This window comes from Dyella sp. PARNA 12/25, from assembly GCF_055702865.1.
The window spans coordinates 122498-142531 of the sequence record NZ_JBVQCI010000010.1; the positions used below are offsets into that span (position 1 = coordinate 122498).

The 20034-nt window shown below is 59.4% G+C and carries 18 protein-coding genes and 1 tRNA gene; 16 read left to right on the plus strand and 3 right to left on the minus strand.

The annotated features are described in order from the left end of the window. Positions 1–74: 74 nt before the first annotated feature. From AC0GUR_RS17665 to AC0GUR_RS17685, 5 genes are all read left to right on the plus strand, one after another. Positions 75–1424, plus strand: coding sequence for a replication-associated recombination protein A (locus AC0GUR_RS17665; RefSeq protein WP_472878815.1), 1350 nt, complete (start codon positions 75–77; stop codon positions 1422–1424). A 66-nt stretch (positions 1425–1490) separates the two neighbouring features. Beyond that, complete coding sequence (locus AC0GUR_RS17670; protein ID WP_472878816.1) at positions 1491–2066, plus strand: hypothetical protein; 576 nt, start codon at positions 1491–1493, stop codon at positions 2064–2066. A gap of 269 nt (positions 2067–2335) precedes the next feature. Further along, positions 2336–3616 (plus strand): serine--tRNA ligase, encoded by a 1281-nt coding sequence (gene serS / locus AC0GUR_RS17675; RefSeq protein ID WP_472878817.1) that lies wholly within the window; start codon positions 2336–2338, stop codon positions 3614–3616. A gap of 10 nt (positions 3617–3626) precedes the next feature. Beyond that, the gene (locus AC0GUR_RS17680) at positions 3627–3989 is read left to right on the plus strand and encodes an LrgA (protein ID WP_472878818.1); all 363 of its coding nucleotides are present in this window, start codon (positions 3627–3629) and stop codon (positions 3987–3989) included. 107 nt (positions 3990–4096) lie between these two features. After that, positions 4097–4186 (plus strand) — tRNA-Ser (locus AC0GUR_RS17685). A 228-nt stretch (positions 4187–4414) separates the two neighbouring features. On the opposite strand, the gene AC0GUR_RS17690 is transcribed toward AC0GUR_RS17685, so the two are convergent. Then, complete coding sequence (locus AC0GUR_RS17690; RefSeq protein ID WP_472878819.1) at positions 4415–4873, minus strand: hypothetical protein; 459 nt, start codon at positions 4871–4873, stop codon at positions 4415–4417. 410 nt (positions 4874–5283) lie between these two features. On the opposite strand from AC0GUR_RS17690, the gene AC0GUR_RS17695 reads away from it, so the two are divergent. Both AC0GUR_RS17695 and AC0GUR_RS17700 read left to right on the plus strand, forming a co-directional pair. Then, positions 5284–6228 (plus strand): RDD family protein, encoded by a 945-nt coding sequence (locus AC0GUR_RS17695; RefSeq protein ID WP_472878820.1) that lies wholly within the window; start codon positions 5284–5286, stop codon positions 6226–6228. Positions 6229–6262: 34 nt separating this feature from the next. Then, a complete protein-coding gene (locus tag AC0GUR_RS17700) occupies positions 6263–7198 on the plus strand; it encodes an energy transducer TonB (protein WP_472878821.1) in 936 nt (311 codons plus the stop codon). 463 nt (positions 7199–7661) lie between these two features. Here the strand turns inward: AC0GUR_RS17700 and AC0GUR_RS17705 are convergent, their stop codons facing one another. Then, the gene (locus AC0GUR_RS17705) at positions 7662–9443 is read right to left on the minus strand and encodes an ABC transporter ATP-binding protein (RefSeq protein ID WP_472878822.1); all 1782 of its coding nucleotides are present in this window, start codon (positions 9441–9443) and stop codon (positions 7662–7664) included. Positions 9444–9450: 7 nt separating this feature from the next. Continuing rightward, positions 9451–10401: a glycosyltransferase family 2 protein gene (locus AC0GUR_RS17710; protein WP_472878823.1), complete on the minus strand. Its 951-nt coding sequence runs from the start codon at positions 10399–10401 to the stop codon at positions 9451–9453. 241 nt (positions 10402–10642) lie between these two features. On the opposite strand from AC0GUR_RS17710, the gene AC0GUR_RS17715 reads away from it, so the two are divergent. The 9 genes from AC0GUR_RS17715 to AC0GUR_RS17755 all read left to right on the plus strand — a co-directional run bounded on the left by AC0GUR_RS17715 (position 10643) and on the right by AC0GUR_RS17755 (position 19353). Then, the gene (locus AC0GUR_RS17715) at positions 10643–10969 is read left to right on the plus strand and encodes a hypothetical protein (RefSeq protein ID WP_472878824.1); all 327 of its coding nucleotides are present in this window, start codon (positions 10643–10645) and stop codon (positions 10967–10969) included. Between the two features lie 434 nt (positions 10970–11403). Next, entirely contained in the window at positions 11404–12723 is a 1320-nt protein-coding gene (locus AC0GUR_RS17720) for a DUF1254 domain-containing protein (protein WP_472878825.1), read from the plus strand. A gap of 643 nt (positions 12724–13366) precedes the next feature. After that, on the plus strand, positions 13367–13633 hold the full coding sequence (locus AC0GUR_RS17725; RefSeq protein ID WP_472878826.1) for a hypothetical protein: 267 nt from the start codon (positions 13367–13369) through the stop codon (positions 13631–13633). A 96-nt stretch (positions 13634–13729) separates the two neighbouring features. Continuing rightward, a complete protein-coding gene (locus AC0GUR_RS17730; protein WP_472878827.1) occupies positions 13730–14173 on the plus strand; it encodes a hypothetical protein in 444 nt (147 codons plus the stop codon). Between the two features lie 2 nt (positions 14174–14175). Continuing rightward, a complete protein-coding gene (locus AC0GUR_RS17735; RefSeq protein WP_472878828.1) occupies positions 14176–14334 on the plus strand; it encodes a hypothetical protein in 159 nt (52 codons plus the stop codon). Between the two features lie 781 nt (positions 14335–15115). Continuing rightward, positions 15116–15400: an energy transducer TonB gene (locus AC0GUR_RS17740; protein ID WP_472878829.1), complete on the plus strand. Its 285-nt coding sequence runs from the start codon at positions 15116–15118 to the stop codon at positions 15398–15400. A gap of 107 nt (positions 15401–15507) precedes the next feature. Further along, positions 15508–16089, plus strand: a complete 582-nt coding sequence (locus AC0GUR_RS17745) for a hypothetical protein (protein ID WP_472878830.1) — start codon at positions 15508–15510, stop codon at positions 16087–16089. A gap of 84 nt (positions 16090–16173) precedes the next feature. Continuing rightward, positions 16174–16539, plus strand: coding sequence for a hypothetical protein (locus AC0GUR_RS17750; RefSeq protein ID WP_472878831.1), 366 nt, complete (start codon positions 16174–16176; stop codon positions 16537–16539). Positions 16540–17979: 1440 nt separating this feature from the next. Further along, positions 17980–19353: a metal-dependent hydrolase family protein gene (locus tag AC0GUR_RS17755; protein WP_472878832.1), complete on the plus strand. Its 1374-nt coding sequence runs from the start codon at positions 17980–17982 to the stop codon at positions 19351–19353. The last annotated feature ends 681 nt before the right edge of the window (positions 19354–20034 follow it).

Sequence of the window (20034 nt, forward strand, 5' to 3'; positions counted from 1 at the left end):
CCGTCTTGGCGCACTTCGCGCGTTCATGAACGTGCCGACGGGCTCGAAAGGGCCCGATGCCCTATCATTCGCCTATGTCACGCCGCGATATGTACGACGCCCCGGGCCTGTTTGCCGAGTCCGATGAGCTGAAACCCCTGGCCGAACGCATGCGGCCGCGCACCCTCGATGAAATCGTCGGTCAGCAGCGCGTCCTTGCGCCTGGCAAGGCGTTGCGGCGGGCGCTGGAAGCAGGGCGCGTCCATTCCATGGTGTTGTGGGGCCCGCCGGGTTGCGGCAAGACCACGCTGGCCTTGCTGGTGGCGCGCTACGCCGATGCTGATTTTCGCGCGATTTCAGCCGTGCTCTCCGGCCTCCCGGAAGTGCGCAAGGCATTGGCCGAGGCCGAGGCGAATTTCGCCCAAGGCCGGCGCACCGTGCTGTTCGTGGACGAGGTGCATCGCTTCAACAAGGCGCAGCAGGATGCGTTTCTTCCGCACATCGAACGCGGCGTGATCATCTTCGTTGGCGCTACCACGGAAAACCCGTCTTTCGAACTGAACTCCGCGTTGCTTTCGCGCTGCCGCGTGCACGTGCTGGAAGCGGTGACGGTGGACGATATCGTCGTTGCACTAAGGCGTGCACTGAATGACAGCGAGCGCGGCCTTGGTACCCAGCACCTGGAGATAGCCGACGAGTCGCTACGCCTCATAGCCCAAGCCGCCGATGGCGACGTGCGACGCGGCCTGACCTTGCTGGAGATCGCGGCCGAGCTTGCCGAAGACGGCCGCATCGACGAAACAACGCTTACCCAGGTGCTGGCCGATCGCACGCGCCGCTTCGACAAAGGTGGCGAACAGTTCTACGACCAGATTTCGGCGTTGCACAAGTCGGTGCGCTCGTCCGACCCCGATGCCGCCGTGTACTGGCTGTGCCGCATGCTCGATGGCGGTGTCGACCCGCTTTATCTGGCGAGACGCATGACCCGCATGGCCGTGGAAGACGTCGGCCTGGCCGAACCTCGCGCCTGGCGCATGGCGCTGGACGCCTGGGACACCTACGAACGCCTGGGCAGCCCCGAAGGCGAGCTCGGCCTGGCGCAGCTGGCGATATGGCTGGCCATCGCGCCCAAGAGCAATGCCGCCTACAAGGCCTACAACCAGGCGCGCGACCTGGTGCGCAACACCGGCACGCTGGACGTGCCCATGCATTTGCGCAACGCACCCACCAAGCTCATGAAGGGCCTGGGCTACGGGCAGGGCTATCAGTACGACCACGACGCTGAAGGTGGTGTGGCACTCGATCAGCAATGCCTGCCGGATGCCTTGGCGGGCACCGTGTTCTACGAGCCTGTGGAGCGCGGCCTGGAGCTGAAGCTGCGCGAGAAGCTGCTGAGCCTACGGGGGGCGCGCCGCGAGGCGCGCGAGCGGGCAGGGCGCGGGTAGTCCTTGCTGACTGTGCCGCCTCGGGCATAGATTCGTTGCACCCAAAGCCAAGCGGGAGTCGTCGTCATGCGAGTGCTCGTGGCAGCTCTGTTCGGTGGGATCGTGATGTTCCTGTGGGGTGCGGTGGCGCATATGGCGCTGGGCCTGGGCAATGTCGGCATGCGGCAGCCCGTGGCTGAGGACACTGTGCTCGCTGCGCTGCATCCAGGCCTGGGTGACCAGGCCGGTGTCTTCATTCTGCCTTCGGTGGACCCGGCCAAAATGGGCGACAAAGCCACCATGGACGCCTATTCGGCCAAGTCCAAGGCATCGCCCTATACCTTCATGGTCTATATGCCCCAAGGCGAGGACCTGTCCGACATGCGTGGCCAGCTGCCCCGGCAGTGGGCCTCGGACACTTTGGCGGCGCTGGCGCTGGCTTTCGTCATGGGGCTGGCCTCCTTCAGCTTCATTACGCGCCTCAGCATTGCGCTGGCTGCCAGCGTGTTCGCGTGGCTCAGCACCATGGTCCCGTATTGGAACTGGTACCGCTTTCCGACCAACTTCACGGTTGCTGCGCTGATCGAGCAAGTCGTGGGCTGGCTGCTGGCCGGTGCGGTGATGGCCTGGTGGCTGGGGCGGGACGGGCGGCGGACGGGGTGAGACGTGCCGCTCTTGCTCGTCATCCCGGCGCAGGCCGGGATCCAGAGCGTCGGTGTCCATCCCCCGGCGCAAGCCGGGGCCGAGGCGTATGTCGGATCAATATAAAGATTGCAGCAACCAGGAGTGCGAGTCGCGCCAAATTCACGCACTGAGGCCCTGGATCCCGGCCTGCGCCGGGATGACGAGCAAGCACGCAGCAGGCCCCGCATTGCCCCCCGGCCACCCCCACGGCGATAATCCTGCGTTCTGAGTCAAAACCTGGACCGATCATGCTGGACCCCGTATTGCTGCGTTCGCGCCTGGCCGAAACCGCCGAGCGACTCAAGGACACCCGTGGCTACGTGCTCGACGTAGCGGCCATCGAGGCGCTCGAGGGCCAGCGCAAGCAGCTCTCCACGGAAACGCAGGAGCTGCAGAACCTGCGCAATACGCGCTCCAAGGCCATCGGTCAGGCCAAAGCCAAGGGCGAAGACATTGCGCCGCTGATGGCCGAAGTCGCCGGTATCGGTGACAAGCTCAAGGCCAACGAGCACGCACTTGCCGACGTGCAGGCCAAGCTGGCCGATATCGCCCTGGGCCTGCCCAACATCCCGCACGAGTCCGTGCCGGTCGGTCAGGACGAAAACGACAATCAGGAAATGCTGCGCTGGGGCACGCCGCGCGCGTTCGACTTTGCGGTCAAAGACCACGTAGACCTCGGCGAGCGCCACGGCTGGCTCGATGGCGAAGCCGGCGCCAAGCTTTCCGGTTCGCGCTTCACCGTCATGCGCGGCCAGCTTGCGCAGCTGCACCGCGCGTTGGCGCAGTTCATGATCGACCTGCACACCGGCCAGCACGGCTACCTGGAATGCAACGTGCCGCTGCTGGTCAATGCCGACAGCATGCAGGGCACCGGTCAGCTGCCCAAGTTCGAAGAAGACCTGTTCTCCACCGTGGTGGGTGAGGCCAAGCGCTACCTCATCCCCACTGCAGAGGTGTCGCTGACCAACCTGGTGCGCGACACCATCCAGGAAGCAGATGCGCTGCCGATGCGCCTCACGGCCCACTCCATGTGCTTCCGCGCCGAAGCCGGCAGCTACGGCCGCGACGTGCGCGGCATGATTCGCCAGCACCAGTTTGAAAAAGTCGAAATGGTGCAGCTTGCGCGCCCGGCCGATTCGTATGCGCAGCTTGAAGAAATGGTCGGTCACGCTGAAAAAGTGTTGCAGCTGCTCGGCCTGCCGTACCGCAAGGTGATGCTGTGCACCGGCGACATGGGCTTCTCCGCCACCAAGACCTACGACTTGGAAGTGTGGCTGCCCAGCCAGAACATGTACCGCGAAATCTCCAGCTGCTCCAACTGCGAAGACTTCCAGGCGCGCCGAATGCAAGCTCGCGTGCGCAACCCGGAAACCGGCAAGCCCGAGCTGCTGCACACGCTCAACGGCTCCGGCCTCGCCGTGGGTCGCACGTTGGTCGCCGTGATGGAGAACTACCAGAACGCCGACGGCTCCATCACCGTGCCCGAAGCGCTGCGCCCGTACATGCGCGGCCTGGAACAGATCGCCTGATATCGTCGATATGAGCACGCCGCGCTGGGACAAAGTCGAGCTCGCCGCCAGCTACACGCTGCTGGCGATCCTCGCCACCGAACTGCTGACCCGGCTCGGCCTGGTCAGCATGTTCCCCATGCCCACCGTGGATCTGGTGCTCAGCATCATCGCTGCCGTGCTGGTCATCGGTGCCTTCTGGTTTGCCCGGCGCAGCCGCGCGCTGCGCCTCAGCATCATCGGCTTCGCCGCCGCCACTCAGCTGATACCCATGGTGATCCGTCAGCCGGTGCTGCTGCTTCCACTGCTCGGCGCCGCCATTCCGGTCGGCATCATGCTGTGGGCCATGTTTGCGTTATCCAAGAAAGAGCGGGGCATAACGCCTCATTCCTGATAGGATGACGACCCTGCAATGACGCGGCCCCTGGCTCGTCATTCCCGCGAAAACGGGAACCCTGTGACTTTACGGCTCTTGGCCCAGTCACTGGATTCAACAAACACGGAGAGATGGCCGAGCGGTTTAAGGCAGCAGTCTTGAAAACTGCCGTAGGTGTAAGCCTACCGTGGGTTCGAATCCCACTCTCTCCGCCAGATACGAAAACGCCCCCGCACGGGGGCGTTTTCGTATCTGGCGGAGCGACTGGGTGAGAACCCACCGGTTCGACGGATTTGCCTGGAGCAAATCCGGACAGCCGAAGGCTGGCCCCGCAGCGCGCAGCGCGAAGGGGTTGGGTGCATGGACGCACCCAACCATCCCACCCTCATCAGTTGATTGTCGCTTCCGACCCAACGCGGACGGGCCGAACTTACTTGCTTGCCCTAAACCAAGTCGCTACCACTCAAAACGTCCATCGTGCGCCCGGCGGGGGCGATCAAGAGATGCGTGGGCAATTTCGAGTTTATTGCTCTAGCGCAAGGCCCGAAGTCGTTGATGGTCTCCGATATGCTGATCCGCACTCCATTGTTGGCATGGAGGATGATCTTTCCATAACCATTGCCTTGGGCGTACTTTGCTCGAACAACGTCGGCAAATTCGATCTTCTTGAGAAAAAAAGCGCCCGTCCGTATGGATGTTGCGTCAAGGATTACGCGAAAGCGATAGAGATATATGACGAATAAGGTGCTGACTAAGAAGTACGCCGCCACGACCACTCTTCCAGCGAACAGGTGCGTTAGATTTGGCTGCGCCGCCACCAGAAAACCTAGTGCGTAGAGGCTAATGAGGTAGAAAAGCGGCGTACCTCTGGGCCACCGGTATGTCAAATATTCGCCCATCATCAAGCCTTCGTGTCGTGCCGTTGGTAGCAGCCCAGCTGTAGCCTGATCCGAAAACGCGTCCGTGGCGCCCGGTGCCAGGGGAATACGCTCGGTGGGTTCCTTCTGCGCACCCTTCAGGTCTCTGTGTGGGAGTATTTGCTAGCCATTGCAGACCTGGAAATAACAAAATGGCAGGAGAATGTAACGCGCGTGCATAAGCGGCTCATTGGTCGATTCAGCCAATAAAGGACGTGTGCTCCAGCCCTGGTTTCTGAGAAGAGGGGTCAGAGCGCTGTTTAAGCCCATGCTCGAGCAGAAAAGCACTCTGACCTTCTTGTTTGAGCGACCAACAATCAGAAACCATGGTGCCTAGCGGTTACCCGTGAGAATTCGATCCGAGGCGGGTCGCGGGCCATTAACAGGGGAATTTCATGAGCTTGATGGAATCAGGGGAAGTGCCGTCGCTGGACATTGCTGGATTCTGGCGTCGAACGTTTGCGTTCGTCCTTGATGCGCTTCTTCTTGGCATTCTCGGTCTAATCGCTGGCAGCGTGTTTTTCGACACGTTTGCCCGTATGGGCGCCTATGGCCGTCTGGTCGGCTTCTTGGTGGCCATTGCTTACTTCGGCGTCTTCAACAGCCGAATCGCCGGAGGCCAAACGGTCGGCAAGATGGCGTTCTCGCTGCGCGTGGTCGGGGCAGACAAGCTGCCGATTTCGATGGGTCGATCCTTCGCCCGGTATTTGGTCCTTGGTGTTCCCTACTTCCTCAATGGCCTACCTTTGAGCCTGTCGGTGACCATGTCGTGGGTTGGGTACCTACTGACTTTTGTCGTCTTTGGCTTGGGTCTCTCGATCTTGTACCTGTACGTCTTCAATCGCCAGACACGCCAGTCCCTTCATGACCTGCTGGTAGGCTCCTACGTAATCAGGGTGGATCGGAATGAGCCTGGCCACGTGCTAAAGCCTATATGGCGTGGCCACATGGCGGTTGTCGGTCTATTGCTGGCGGTGTCCCTCGTCGCTCCAGCAGTTGCCCAACACTTTATCGGCACAAAATGGTTCGCTGACCTGATGCCCGCCTACAACGCCGTCTCTGCACAACCACATGTCACTCAGGCATCCATCAGCAAGAGCCTGTTTGTGACGCGAGGCAAGCGGGTTAACACCGTTGTGGCATCACTCGTTCTTGATGCGCCGATGCAGAATGACGAGGACTTTGCGCTCAACACAGCCCGCGTCGTGGCAAAGAACTTTCCCGGCTACGTCAACGAAGATGGAATTGTTATCAACCTCACCTATGGGTTTGATATCGGCATCGCGTCTAGCTGGTCGCGTCACAACTATCAGTTCAAGCCAGAGCAGCTGATGGAATGATTACCGGCCTTTATGTGCGAGACGAACTGCTGTTGTGAGCCAGGAGAACAAGGGGTGGTTCAGAGTGATTTTGAAATTCGCTTTGAGAAAAAAGCGCTCTGACCCCTTTCGTTTGTCTCTTATCGAAGGGGGCAGCACTGTGCAGGCACTGGGCAATGAACCCGTATCACACTCGGCAAAATCAAACCAAGGGAGAGATATGCGCAAGTGGATGGCAGTGGTTGGCATCGCGTTGCTCGCATCAGGCTGTAGTGACAATCCGGGCCGACCGACGGCTCAATCGAATGTACCCATGCCAACGGAAGCCTCAAGCTATCCGCTTGGTGATGCGCTGCCGCGGCAGGACCCCTTGCATTTTTCGCAGCCCTACTACCCTGGCTTCGATGCACTCTTTGGTATCGAAGGCACGACGGTTGTCCTCGCGCTGATTGCACCGGATGGTCATGTCCTTGTCGCGCAGGTGGAAAAGTCTTCGGGCCGGAGCGAGCTGGACGATTCCGCCATTACGTCGGTGCGTCAATCGGCTTTCATTCCAGCACGCAAAAATGGCGGCGCCACCAAGAGCACCGTGCGTATCCCCATCAACTTCAACGCCAACTATTCGAAGCGTGGCATGTGGCCTGCCACGTATTTGAATCCCCGCTACTCGCTGGACCGTCGAACCTTTCCGTACCCCTCGGTGCAAGCCGCGTTCGACAGCCTGTCGGCCCAGGCGATCGGCGGGAGCAACCGTGATGGCCACCTGACGACGTTCCGGCTCTATGGCAGCGGAGGATCCGGCAATGAGGAGTGGGCCTTCACGGATATGGGCACGCCACATCAGATGGCCATTCGCTTTGTTTTTGGCGGAACGGAGAAGTCGCCGGAGGTTATGGTTTCAGCCATTTGCGAGGAAGGCCCTAAGGTTTGCCTGGAAAGGAAGCCCTGGCTGCTGATGGGACCTTCGTTTGCGAAAGGCATTCAGAAGTAACGCACCGCAGGGGTTCGGGTCGTGCCATTGCCGAGTGCTCAGTGTCCGCTTCCGACCCAAAACAGACATTGCGGCTGATCGCCAACAGCGTTCTGCGGTATAGCGGAAGCAGGACGCGTTACGCACCCAAAGCAATAACGATTTGATCTAGGCTCGAGGTCGGTACATGCCCAACGGCACTACCAGAAGGGGGCGGTCTGTTAGCTCAGTTTGCCGCACAGAGCTCGAACTCAATCCCGAACGGTATGCACAGGCGCGTCGGCTTCGGAGACTCATGCACCAGTTTCGAAGAATTTCAACCGGATTTGCCGGATAGTCAAAAAATTGAATGCTGGGGCCGCACTGTATGCGCGACTGGCTGCGCCCCGGCGCCTAGACAGACAGCCCGCCTGCCTTCGCCCTGGGGCGCAGCCAGGCGCGCATACATTGCGGTGACGGGTACGTGGAATAGATCAGGGCATCTCTAGGCTAACGCCCTGGGCGATGCCAGGATCTGGCCGTAAGTTCCATCTCGGACGATCTTGCCGCCCTCCAGCTCGAAGATCAGATCGCAGCAGCACAACGACTGGGTTCGATGCGCGACGACGAGTATCGTGCGGCCGCCTCGCAATGTGTTGAGCATCTCGACGATCTCGGTCTCGGCAGCCATGTCAAGCGCGCTCGTCGCTTCATCCATGATCAGCACCGAAGCATCGCGATACAGTGCTCGCGCGATGGCCAGCCGTTGTCGTTGCCCGCCGCTCAAACGGCTGCCGCGCTCGCCGAGGCGTTCTTGCAGGCCGTTAGGAAAGGCGGCTACGCACTCCTCCAGGCAGGCCTGTCGCGCCGCCGTTTCCACGCGCGCGACGTCGATTTGCTCGGCGGGGACACCCAGTGCGATGTTCTCCGCAAACGTTGCATCCAACAGGAATGCTTGCTGCGGAACATAGGCGATGGTGGAGCGCCATGCGTTCCAATTCGTGGTATCGAGCGTCACACCGTCGACCTCAATGCATCCCGATTGCGGCGCGAGCAATCCACTGACCAGATCGAGCAGGGTTGTCTTGCCGGAACCATTGCGTCCTATGAAACCTATGACCGAACCTGCGGGAATGACGAGCGAGACGTTTGATAGCGCCGCGGGGTCGTTCGCTGCATAGTGAAAACACACCTCGTGCAAGCTTATTTCCTTGCGCGGTCTGCCGTGCCACATCTCCTGTTCCGATTCGCTGGGTGCCGGCGTCTCCTCAGGAGGGATGCGGGGCATGTCGACGTTGATGCTGACGAATGCGGGGTGGTCGGCACGAATCTTCACCACCGAGGTAAACGCCTGATGCAGCAACGGTAGCAGTCGATAGGCGGCAAACCCGACGAAGCTCAATTGCGCTACCCACGGGCCGGCGGCGCCGGCGCGGCTGCGAAAATACAGGGCGACGCCAACGAGGCAAATGACCGTCACGCATTCGAGGATATATCGCGGACTCTGCGAGACGGCAAAGATGCTGAACAACGCGCGCGAGTAGTCCCTGCATTGCCGGGCGAATCGCTGCACGAACAGCTCGTGCCCCTGGATCAGAAGAATTTCCTTGATGGCGCCCAAGCTCTCATTGACTGTGGCGACACGCTCGGCGCCATGGCGGCCCGCAGCCTCTCCGTAGCGCAGCAACTGCCCGCGGGCAAAGGCGTAGATCACTGCATAGATCAGGCCCAGCCCCGCAAATACGGCCACGGCGACCGGGGCATTGAGCCACACGATGGAGGCGACGACGCAGAGGACCGTTACGGCATTGGTTACTAGCAGGAGTCCTTGCTGCAGCAGCCCCGATGTCACTCGCGCGGTCTCGTGCAGTACCTTGGTAGCAAGCACTGAGCTGTTGTTGCGCAGATGGAACGCGTAGTCGCGTAGCAGGTATCCATGGAACAGGCGAACGTAGAGCGTATCGCCGACCTGGTAAGCAAACCGATTGATCGCCAGCTGCCCGAACAGATTCACCACATTCGACAGCAGGACCATCCCGGCAAAGGCCACTCCTAATGCGATCAGGAACGAGGTCTCGCTGCTGAATTGAAAGCGCTGGAAAATCGCTTGCAGGATCGCATTGTGCCGGACGATGTCCGGATTCGCGAGTGCGGTGAAGAATGGAACGATGGAAGCTATGCCGCCTACCGTGCAGATGGCCATCACGATCGACAGCAGTTGCAAACCGACCAGCCGCCACCGCTGACGATGATCGAGCAGGCGCCAAAGAGCGAGTGCCGTTGACATGAGGGGCTCAGGAATGCCGAAGCCTGAGCGCGTGACGCGCCCGGCGCAGGACGTTCTGCACGGGTGTTGGAACTAGTGCCCGCGCGGTCGCTTCCGTCGCGGTCGACCACCACTGGCTGTAACGCCACGAGTAGTGCGCGCTTCCAAGCATCGTGGCGAGAGCGGATAGCTTGAATCCATGCACTGCCTGACTCCTCGCGAGGAATGCGCAAGCGATGGCGAGCCGCTTGCGCACGATCGCCTGGGTGTGGGGGCCGGTGGCGTATCGCCGGACCTTCTTGAGCGCCAAGACGACGTCCTGGCAGGCGCTCACATCATCGCAGTAGTGCTCTGTGTGGCGTCGGATCATGACGAGCGGCTGATCGATACAGTCGGCCGCACCATGTAGCGCGAAACGCGCCGCAAGTTCGTAGTCGCCGCACAACCGGATCGACTCGTCATACGGGCCTACCTCATCGAAGAATTCCCGGCGGACCACGACACTCGACTGCATGATCGTGGTGTGGGCATTCATCAGGGCATCGATGATCCAGCCATCCGCCGCACTGAATTGTGGTGCCCTGGACAGGGGATTCAATGCTGCGTCCACCATGCGGAATCCGGTGTAGCTCCATTTCCGGTCGCGGTTCGCGCGCAGCGAGACGACCTGAGTTTCCAGCTTGGTGGGAACCCATAAGTCATCGGAATCGAGAAAAGCGATGTATTCACCAGACGCCTCACGCAACCCAGCGTTGCGGACGGCCGAGGCGCTACCGCAGTGCGGGAGTCGCAGCAGCCTGACTCGCCGTTGTTGCTGTTGCAGCTGGTGCATGTACTCGACCGTTTCGCTATCGGAGCCGTCATCGGCAAGAATCAGCTCCCAATCCGAAAAGGTCTGCGCGAAGACGGACTCGACCGTAGCGCGCAGAAAGTGCAGGCGATTGAATGTCGGCACGATGATCGAGACAACAGGTCGCATGATGTTCTCCGATCAAACTTGTCGGAGGACCGGGGAGGCGAATAGCGTGTTCCGGCGATTGCGCGGACGCCCGCAAGTTTCTGGGCGTTCGCAGGCCAAGATGGCCGGAATGCGCAAGGCCTGTGCATTCCCCTTTTTGAAGACTTTGGCGGTAAGCATGACCTGCGCCTCCATAGCTCGAGCTGGAGTATACGTCGCGCAAAGATGTGCGTAAATCCAAGTATTTACATGGCATTCGGCCATGTTTTTTGGCTATCCGGCAAACGTGGTTGAAGGAAGCTATTTGGAGACCATGCTGACGAGACCCACGCACTCGCTGTTAGTCATGATAGTGGCCGCCGCACCGCTTGCCACGCTGTCCGCCGACCGTACAACCCAACTGATGCGTAAGGTCGGCGAGGCTGTCGCGGACGGTGGTTGTGTGGTGCTGTTGCAGAAGCAGGACACGGTGGCGGCCGACGGCTGCACGACCGCCGCCTACGTTGCCGACAACCCTCTGAACCGTTGCGCGATTCGAGACCGCCACCCGGGGGTCAAGACGAACCAGGACGGTTCGATCACTCTGTAGGTACAACATGACTCGCCGGGAAAAGACTAAAGAGTCGATCTGGCTGCCTGCTTCCAGGGAAGGGGTAATCAATAGGGCGCTTCGTGCCTATAACCCCGAGCCTTCGATTCTGGGTAGCACTTGGATTCCACCTACCGTCAAGCGATCCGCTTGAAGTCGGTTGATCGGCGACGAGGCATCCTGAGGGGGAATGGGTGAGGTCCGCTTCCGACTGCGGACCGTCCAGTGACGTACGTTCGAGCAGTTGATCTTACGTAGTTCTACCGAATGCCGCGGCGTAAATGTACCGACGCAGGGTACCTCATGGCGTGCTGGAATGGCTCGACATCAACCCGCGAGGCCAAGTCATGCCCACCTTGATCCGGTCGATGGTTTTGCTCGCATCGCTTGGCTTGCTGGTTGCTCGCGCCACGGCGGGTGATGCGGATAATCCCATGTCTCGCACCATTGAGCGGCGGGCCGTGGAGGTCGCCAACTGGGGCATGTCGGCGGTGAATACGGATTTGATGCGCCAGGAAATGCTTGCCAAGACACAGGGCAAGATCAATCAGGTGCTTTATTGGTCGCGGCCAGCGGATGCGAAGAATCAAACGCTCACCCCCAACCCAGACAGCATCTACTTCATGGTGTTCTATGACACCAAGGACGTCGGGCCGATCGTCATCGAGATTCCGCCAGCGGATACAGGATCATTCGCCGGCAGCATCGTTGACGTTTGGCAGATGCCGCTGGCGGACATCGGCCCCGACGGCGAAGACAAGGGTAAGGGCGGCAAATACGTGATTCTTCCGCCTGGGTACACGGGTGAGAAGCCAAGCGGATACATCGTGCTTCCCAACGACACGTTCAGCGGATACGCACTCCTTCGCTCCAATCTTGTAAGCCATAGCGATGCCGACATCGCTAAGTCTGTGGCCTATGGCAAGCGCATCAAGGTCTATCCACTCAGCCAGAGCAACGCACCGCAGGCAACCAATTTCGCCGATGCCTATGGTGTGTTGTTCGACGCCACCATTCGGTACGACGCCAGTTTTTACCAATCGCTGGATCACGTCATCCAACACGAGCCATGGCTGGATCGCGACCGCGCCATGATCGATCCTCTGCGCACGCTCGGCATCGAAAAGGGCAAACCTTTCAAGCCCGATGCAGCGACCACCCACCAGCTTGACAATGGCATACGCGAGGCACACGAATGGCTTGCTGCGCGCTATGACAAGGGCTTTCCTCAGTACAACCCGGGGATCAATTGGACGTTACCCACTCTGCCGGACATCATCGCCGCGTATGGCAACGCCTATGGCGACCCGAACGCCTACCCTGTGGATAGCCGCGGCGTGAGTTACACCTATGCCTTTATTGGTATCAAGCACCTCGGTGCCGCTCAGTTCTATCTGATATCCATTAAGGATAAGAACGGCCAGGCTTATGACGGCGCCAAGACCTACCGACTCACCGTGCCTGCAAATCCACCAGCCAAACAGTATTGGTCGGTGACGGCCTACGACCGCGAGATACACACCATCCTCAAGACAGCGTGGGCAAGCCGCTCTTCACAGATCCCTGGCTTGAAAAAGAACGCCGACGGTTCGGTCGATATTTACTTCGGCCCCAAGGCCCCCGAAGGCTTGCACGAGAATTGGGTACCCACCGACCCCAAGCGCAAGTTTGAATTGATGTTCCGTTTTTACGGGCCCGAGAAGGCGCTGTTCGACAAGGTCTGGAAACTTCCGGATGTTGAGGTCGTCCAGTAGCGTCCGCTATGGGTTGCGACTTCAACCGGTCAACGCAACACCTTGATGAAATCGTTCTGCGCGGGATTTCAAACCACTCCCCGTTCCGGACTGCCCGACTAACGATCCCGCACTGCCAATAAGCCAGATCACCCCTGGAATTAAGGTACGTCGCGCCGACCGGCTTTGGAGCAATGAGTCTGGGCTCCGGACGTCATCGCAACGCACCTTCTGTTGGCACAGTGTCGGGGTGTTGCGTTGGCCGGGTGAGCTCGCAATTCAAAGCAGGTGCTGCAGAATCTGGAGAGGTAGGAATTTTTCGTAGTTCAACACCAGCGATATGGTCGCGATCAAGTATCAATCGTCGTCTGGTCTGGTCGCTTCTTCGGAGCTTGTCTGCGGCTGATCGTCATACTGAACGGCGTCAAATCCCGAAGAAAAGCGCGGTTCTCCGTGAAACACACCAAGCTCAAAGAGATCTTGAAGCCGTAGTGACGACCCCTGAGTCACCCCTCGATTCCGTTGGTCGCATGCGGACGGCTAGATGGCTGCGCATGCCTGCCGCTACTCCCCGGCGGCGTGGAGAGTTGTCATACTCGGCGCCAGGGAATCTGGGTAATGCCCGCCTTTCTGGCGGGCGGTCACCAGAAAAAAAGGGGAGGATATGGGGCTTTGGTCAGTCTTGGCCGTAGGGCAGGGCTTCTTGCGGTCCGAAGGAAGCACTAGCTTCGAGCTATATGGTGTCGTCTCGGCCGGCGACCCAAATGCGGCGCTTTCAAAAGCCATCGATCTCGCTACACGGCACTGGCCGGAAATCGGGCAAGGCGCTCAAGCTTCCGATGCCGGAGCCGTCATCCATGCCGAGGAGATCAATGAGGTTGCCTTGGTTCCCGGCATAGAGGTCGACGTCGTCGACGTCTCCTGGATCTAGGTGCGAAGCCCGCAGCCAAAAGCGGGCAGATGCCTGGCTGGCGTAACAACACGGTTGTCGATTCCAAACGGTCTTCCAACAAGGGGGTAGGACTTCATGAAATCGAAAGGCTTGATACTGGCTGCGGTAGGCGTGATCGTCGTCGTGGGCTTTTTGGTGCAGCGAAGCTACAGCTCGAACGCGCTGCCCGAGAGAAAGCTTGATCCTCAGAAGAACGCAATGCCGTTCGAATCGCTTCAATTCCAGCCAATCGATCGCGCCAGCTACGATCTGGGTTACGAGGCTGGCAAGTCGGCTAGCAGCGCGAGCAAGACGCCCTCTGACTGGGTCAGCTACTGGTTGGGCTACGGAGAGGAAAAGCGTGCCGAGGGCGATACGCCGCCGCGCGCCGGCAGCTTCGCGGACCTCCTGCATGAAGACCAGCGTTGCGTCCAGGGCGAGGTCCTGACCGTACATGGAAATACCTATGCCAAGACCAAGGACGCATCGGGAATCACCTTCCTATGCAACCGATTCACGGTGCTGGCGTCCGGTCATTGAGCATGGCAAGTCTGATCGAGCGGGGCCTGAAGGCAGCTTCGGCCCCGCTGGCAGGACCTTACAACTGGTTTAAGGATAAGAAGCAGCGCGTTCTGATCGTTGGCGAACCTTACTTTCATTTCGCACTTGCCGCCTGGAACAAGGTGCGCGGCCCATCGTAAGCGTCAGACACTCTGACCAGACTGATGTCCGCTCCCGACCCGAAGCGGACATTTGCGGTTGTTATGGCTGCGACGCGGTAGGGACGACAGAACGGGTGAGAGTATCAATCTGGTGAGAAAGCGAGCCAACGTGTTGCTTGTGATGGCGCTGATTGCGTGGCTACTCGCAGGCAGCGCGGCCTACCCGCGTTTAACTACGACGGTCGATGGCACGGTGACTGCCGCGACAACTTCTTGCGCCTCACCACAGGGTGGTCGCTGCTCGACAAGATATGTGGTGCGTGGCAAGGACGGGACTGAAGCGACATTTGTCGCAGGGGCAACTGATGGCGCTCTTCCTCGGGAGCTTCCTATCGGAACCGTTATATCTAAAGGTGCGTGGCACCTCGCGTACTCTTTAAACGGACAGCCGGTAGATGACTTCCCGATGGGGTTCTACGCAGGTGTCGCCCTCATCGGTTTTTTATGTGCTGGTCTTTGGATCGGTGGCTTCAATCCCAAAAGGCGATAGGCTGAGCCATAGCCCTTGTGGAGAGCCCGCTTCCGACCCGAAGCGGACAGAACGTTACCCGGGTCCAAGGGGAGAAGAATGCGTAGCTTTTATTTAGTCGCCGCAGCGCTGATGCTTGGGGCCTGTTCTCATCAAGAAGTGGCGCGCCCCGCACCTGCATACCCACGAGACCAGGCATCTGCCGGGCAGCAAGCATCTGCTGGCAGCACGAAGCCGACCACTGCTCAGATGATTTCGCCGGACAACCTCCCGCCCACGCGTGGATCGGCAATGGACATCACGTATGCCTCGCAACACCAGCCGAAATACCCAGCGGCGGCCATACAAGGTCGTCATGAGGGTATCGTCCGAGTCTTGGTCAAGGTTGGCGTGGATGGCCAGGTCACAGAGACAAAAATCGAACAGAGCAGCGGCTACTCCGAGCTGGACGAGAGCGCCGCGACCACTGTTAGCGGTTGGAAGTTCAGTCCCGCCTACAGGGATGGTGCGCCAGTAGATTCGTGGACGCGAGTGCCGATCAACTTCTCACTGCCCAAAGCGGCTGCCACACCCTGAGCTTTGGTCGTTTCGCGGGACGCCCGCTTCCGACCCAAGGCGGACATTGCGGTCGGCCAATGGCATGTTCAGGACATTGTGAAGATTCAAACAGGACAGGGGGTGTCATGCGTTTTTCAGTTCTGGTGATTGCAAGCTTCTTTTGGATGATGTTCGGTGTCGCCACGGCGGGTGAGTCATCGACTCCGCAGCGGGTTGATAATCAGAAGTCGAAGGAGGACATGTGCAGGGAAACGATCTGCCAGCACAACGTGAGGGTGCTGTTGAAGCAGAAAGACGGGGCCGTGTTCGACAGGACGTTTGCGCTAATGCCTGGCGTTGTGCAGCCACACTGGCTGGCGATACTTGCCGGGCAGTCGTTGCATATCGAGGCTGACCGGGTCGAAGACCACCTGACCAACTTCAAGGTTGTCGAATCTGTGGAGCATCCCGAGAAGACGCTCGACATAACGCTCGAGCAATCCGATGACGGCAACATGATGCTGAAGGTGAGCAACCCCTTCGATCAGCCGCTCAAGTTCAACATGGGCATGATGCCGCTGGATAGCGATCGACTCCTGAAAACCTCAAGTTGCCCGGTCATGGCCCGCGGTTCGTCATTTGAATCCTGGCCGCATCCCATCTTCCAGGTCGTGCTGGCCCAGCCACACTTTATTGACCCGAGCAAGGGAAAGGTCGCCTGCGAATAGGTAGCCGGGTTTGAGTAGGTCCGCTTGCGAAACGAAAGGGACTTAAGCGGTAAGGGCTATATACGTAACGACAGGGGCGAAGAGATGAGCAGGGAGTGGCCTTTCTATCTGGTGATTGCCCTCGCGGCCTTTCCAGCTCCTTTGGGAATCTTTTCCGCCGTGGCCTTCAACGTGAAAACGTACTTGTTGGTGCGGAACGTCCAGAAGGTCTATGGACAAATGGGGCGGCAATGGCCCTTTTGGACCAGCCCAGAAAGGCAGGTCGCCTTCGCGCTATCTCCCGATCAGATCGCGCAAGACGAACCAGAGGTGGCGACGATAGAGAAGGCCGTGCTGTTGCAGCATCGCCGGGGGATGAAAAGGCTTTTGCTGAGGACGTTTGCCGGCATGTTTGGTTCCTTCGCGCTTGCTCTTGTGTTGCTCCTGGCGATCCGGGCGCTAAGCCAATAATTTAGACGGGCCATTGCGTCCGCTTCCGACCCGAAGCAGACATAACATCAAGCTCAACTAGGAGGGGAGTGTGAGCCACGATCTGGCCTTCTTTGCGCACGTACCGGGCATTTCTGAGGCAGGTGTGCGCAATTCGTATCGAGCTTATTGCGAAGGGCTGTGGGCTGACTCTGGAGCTGAAAGCCCTGTATTGGCGAAGTTTGTACGGGCGCTTGAGCTTCGTTACCCATCTCTAGGTGCACTGGAAGACGAGAAGTTGGACGGGAGCCCTTGGTCCTCAGAGTTTGATCGAGGACCCACACACCTGATTGTTTGCATGGCCTTCAGCAGGGCGGCTGAAGTCGGTCAGGTCATTTGGGAGTTGCTCCAGGAATTCCCTTTGGTTGTTTATGACCCGCAGGCTGATGAAGCCTTTTTCGGGACCGATAGACTGCCGCCCACTTCTCCCACTAAGTCGCGGCCATGGTGGCGGTTCTGGGGATAGTCTCGGACACTAGGGCGTGGAGCGACGTCCGCTTCCGACCCGAAGCGGACACTGAAAATCGGGGAAGGAAATGTCGAAAGCGTTCCGCTTCTATGACGTGCTAGAGCCCACCGGTAGTGGCCCCAAGACCATTCGAGTCCACGCCAGGGTTCACATGCTTAGTGTCCAAGAGGGTGGTCGGACCAGCCCAGTAACGACTCGGTATCGACCAAACCACAACTTTGGCGGGGCTACCGATCTGACCTTTTACATTGGTCAATTCGAGGTTCCGGGGGAACGCTGGATTGCGCCCGGTGAGACTGCCGAGCTAGTGGTCGAGTTCCTAAACGTAGTGGGGATCGCGGAGCTATTGCAGCCCGGGCGACACTGGCGGATTCAAGAGGGCGGAAAGCTAGTCGGTGAGGCCGAGGTGATTTCTTTACTTTGACGGCATGTCCGCTTCCGACCCAGAGCGGACAGTTTTCCCAGGTCACAGCACTAAGTTCGAGGCAGCAAATGATGAAGAGAGCTCTTCGTAATCTAGGCTTGGTCCTGGTGTGCGCCTCTTGCGTTGCAGTGGGCGTCTCCTTGTACTTCGCGATGGGGCAGTTGTGGCATGCCCCGCACTGGGCGAGGCTACTCGTTCTAACAGTGAGTCCAATGGTTGGCGTAACCATCGTCAACGTGCTGCGCGGCAAGTCGCGCGACATGCTCTGGCTGCCAGAGCAGCGAAAGCCCTGAGTCGAGGGCAATATCAGGGCAAGATCTGATTCCGACCCATGGCAGGCCTTCGCGAACTCGCAAGTGACGTATGTCGGCGGCCAACCAAAACCCCGATCGAGCAGCTTTTCCCTCTCTGCAGGGATCCCGTTGAACGTTACGGCAGTCTTGTCCGCCGGAGCTGCTGGCTGAACATCACACACCTATCACGCAGTCGCGCTTATTAGCTGCCTAGTCCATAAGAGAGGCACCTGGCCATGCAGAAGCTGCGCGTAGTGCTGCGTCTCGTCATCGGGGTTCTGGCCATTGCCTCTGTCGTCAAAGCTGAGCCTCAGGCTCACACGCCTGGCCAGAGCACGCCCGCACAGGTGCTATTCGAGAACGTCCGTATCTTCGACGGCACGGGGGCCGCGCTATCGGGGCCCGCCAATGTACTGGTACGAGGCAATCGGATCGAGCGAATATCCACCGCGCCTATTCCCTCTGATGACACGGCAGGTGCCACCATCATCGCTGGCGGTGGCCGAACGCTGATGCCGGGGCTGATCGACGCGCACTGGCATGCCACCTTGGCTCGCCCGACGCCAGCCCAGGTAATAACCGCCGACATCGGTTACAGCATGATCGATGCGGGCCTGGAGGCCACCGACACGCTCATGCGTGGATTCACGACCGTGCGCGACCTGGGCGGACCAAGCTTTGGCCTTAAGCGTGCCATTGACGAGGGTCTCATTCCCGGCCCCCGTATTTTCCCGTCGGGCGCCTTCATTACAGTGACGGGCGGCCATGGTGACTTCCGCCAGTTGTTCGAAGTGCCCCGGGTCGATGGCATGCCCTTGACGCGTATTGAGCAACTCGGAGGGGCGGTAATCGTGGATTCCCCTGACGAGGTAACCAGGCGTGCGCGCGAGCAGTTGATGCTAGGTGCATCGCAGATCAAGCTGACGGCGGGCGGTGGCGTCTCGTCACCACATAGCCCCATCGACGTCATCGCCTTCACCTCGGCCGAGCTGGAGGCGGCCGTGAAAGTCGCCAGTGACCGCGGCACCTACGTCGAAACGCACGCATTCACCCCGGCAGCCATCCAGCGTGCTGTTCGGGCAGGCGTCAAAAGCATTGAGCACGGGAATTTGATGGACGAGGAGACCGCGAAGCTGATGGCCGAAAAGGGCGCATGGCTCAGCATCCAGCCCATGCCTGAGGGGTTTGAGAATATCTTCCCTCCGGGCTCGGATCAGCGCGCCAAGGCACTGGAGGTACTGGCAGGCACGGATCGCGCCTACCAGCTAGCTAAGAAATATCACCTCAAGACTGCGTTCGGCACCGACATTCTCTTTTCCCCCGAAATGGCCAAGCGCCAGAATTCGTTTCTGGTGGAACTCACCAAGTGGTACACGCCAGCCGAGGCCCTGCACATGGCCACGGGTGAGAACGCCGAGCTGCTCGCGCTGTCTGGCGAACGGAGCCCCTATCGGGGGAAGCTCGGCGTCGTCCAGGAAGGTGCGCTCGCCGATCTGTTGCTCGTAGACGGTGATCCAGTGAAGGACATCAAGCTGATTGAAGATCCGGCGAAGAACTTCCTGATCATCATGAAAGACGGGCGGATCTATAAGAACACAGTGCCAAAGTGAAGGCGCAGCCATCTGTAAGAAGCCCCCACTCGACGGATGGCAGGTTGTAACCATGAAGATGGTTCTGGGCGGACGACGCATTCGTCGACGTCTTCTGAAAACGGTACCGGGTTGCCTTACCTAAGATCACATGGGCGGTGTTTTCTAGGTCGATGTGCCGCGCGGGCCTTGGTGGGCCGATTGAGCATGGCCTCGATGCATGCCTGAAACTTTGGTGGCCCCAGCGCCTTCTCTTGGCGGAAATGCGCTCGTAAGTCAACCTGGTACCGTTTTTTAAAGTGAAGCCTGATGTGCGATGAAACTTGGGGGAAGGACATTGGCGAAATCATGGAACCTGAATTGGCGCACTCGGCTCGTGATCACATGTTTCGCACTGGGATATCTGCTCGTTCTTAGGCCATGGAACCAACCCAATCCTTCGGTATCCGTTGACTCCTACTCGTGCGCAGGCGCCGTGTTCACTTTGGCCCTGCTTCCAAGAGGCACCCGGCTTTGGATAGCTATGGCAGCGGCGCTCGGCATAGGGCTAACGATCTTGATCGTGGGCTTCCATCTGGGCTAAGTCACCGTCCGCTTCCGACCCGGAACGGACATTGCTAATGTCTACCTTCGTTAGAACCGTAGGCAATTTCATGGCAGACGGGGTTGCGTTGCGGTCCATGCCGCGTGTCGCAACATGTA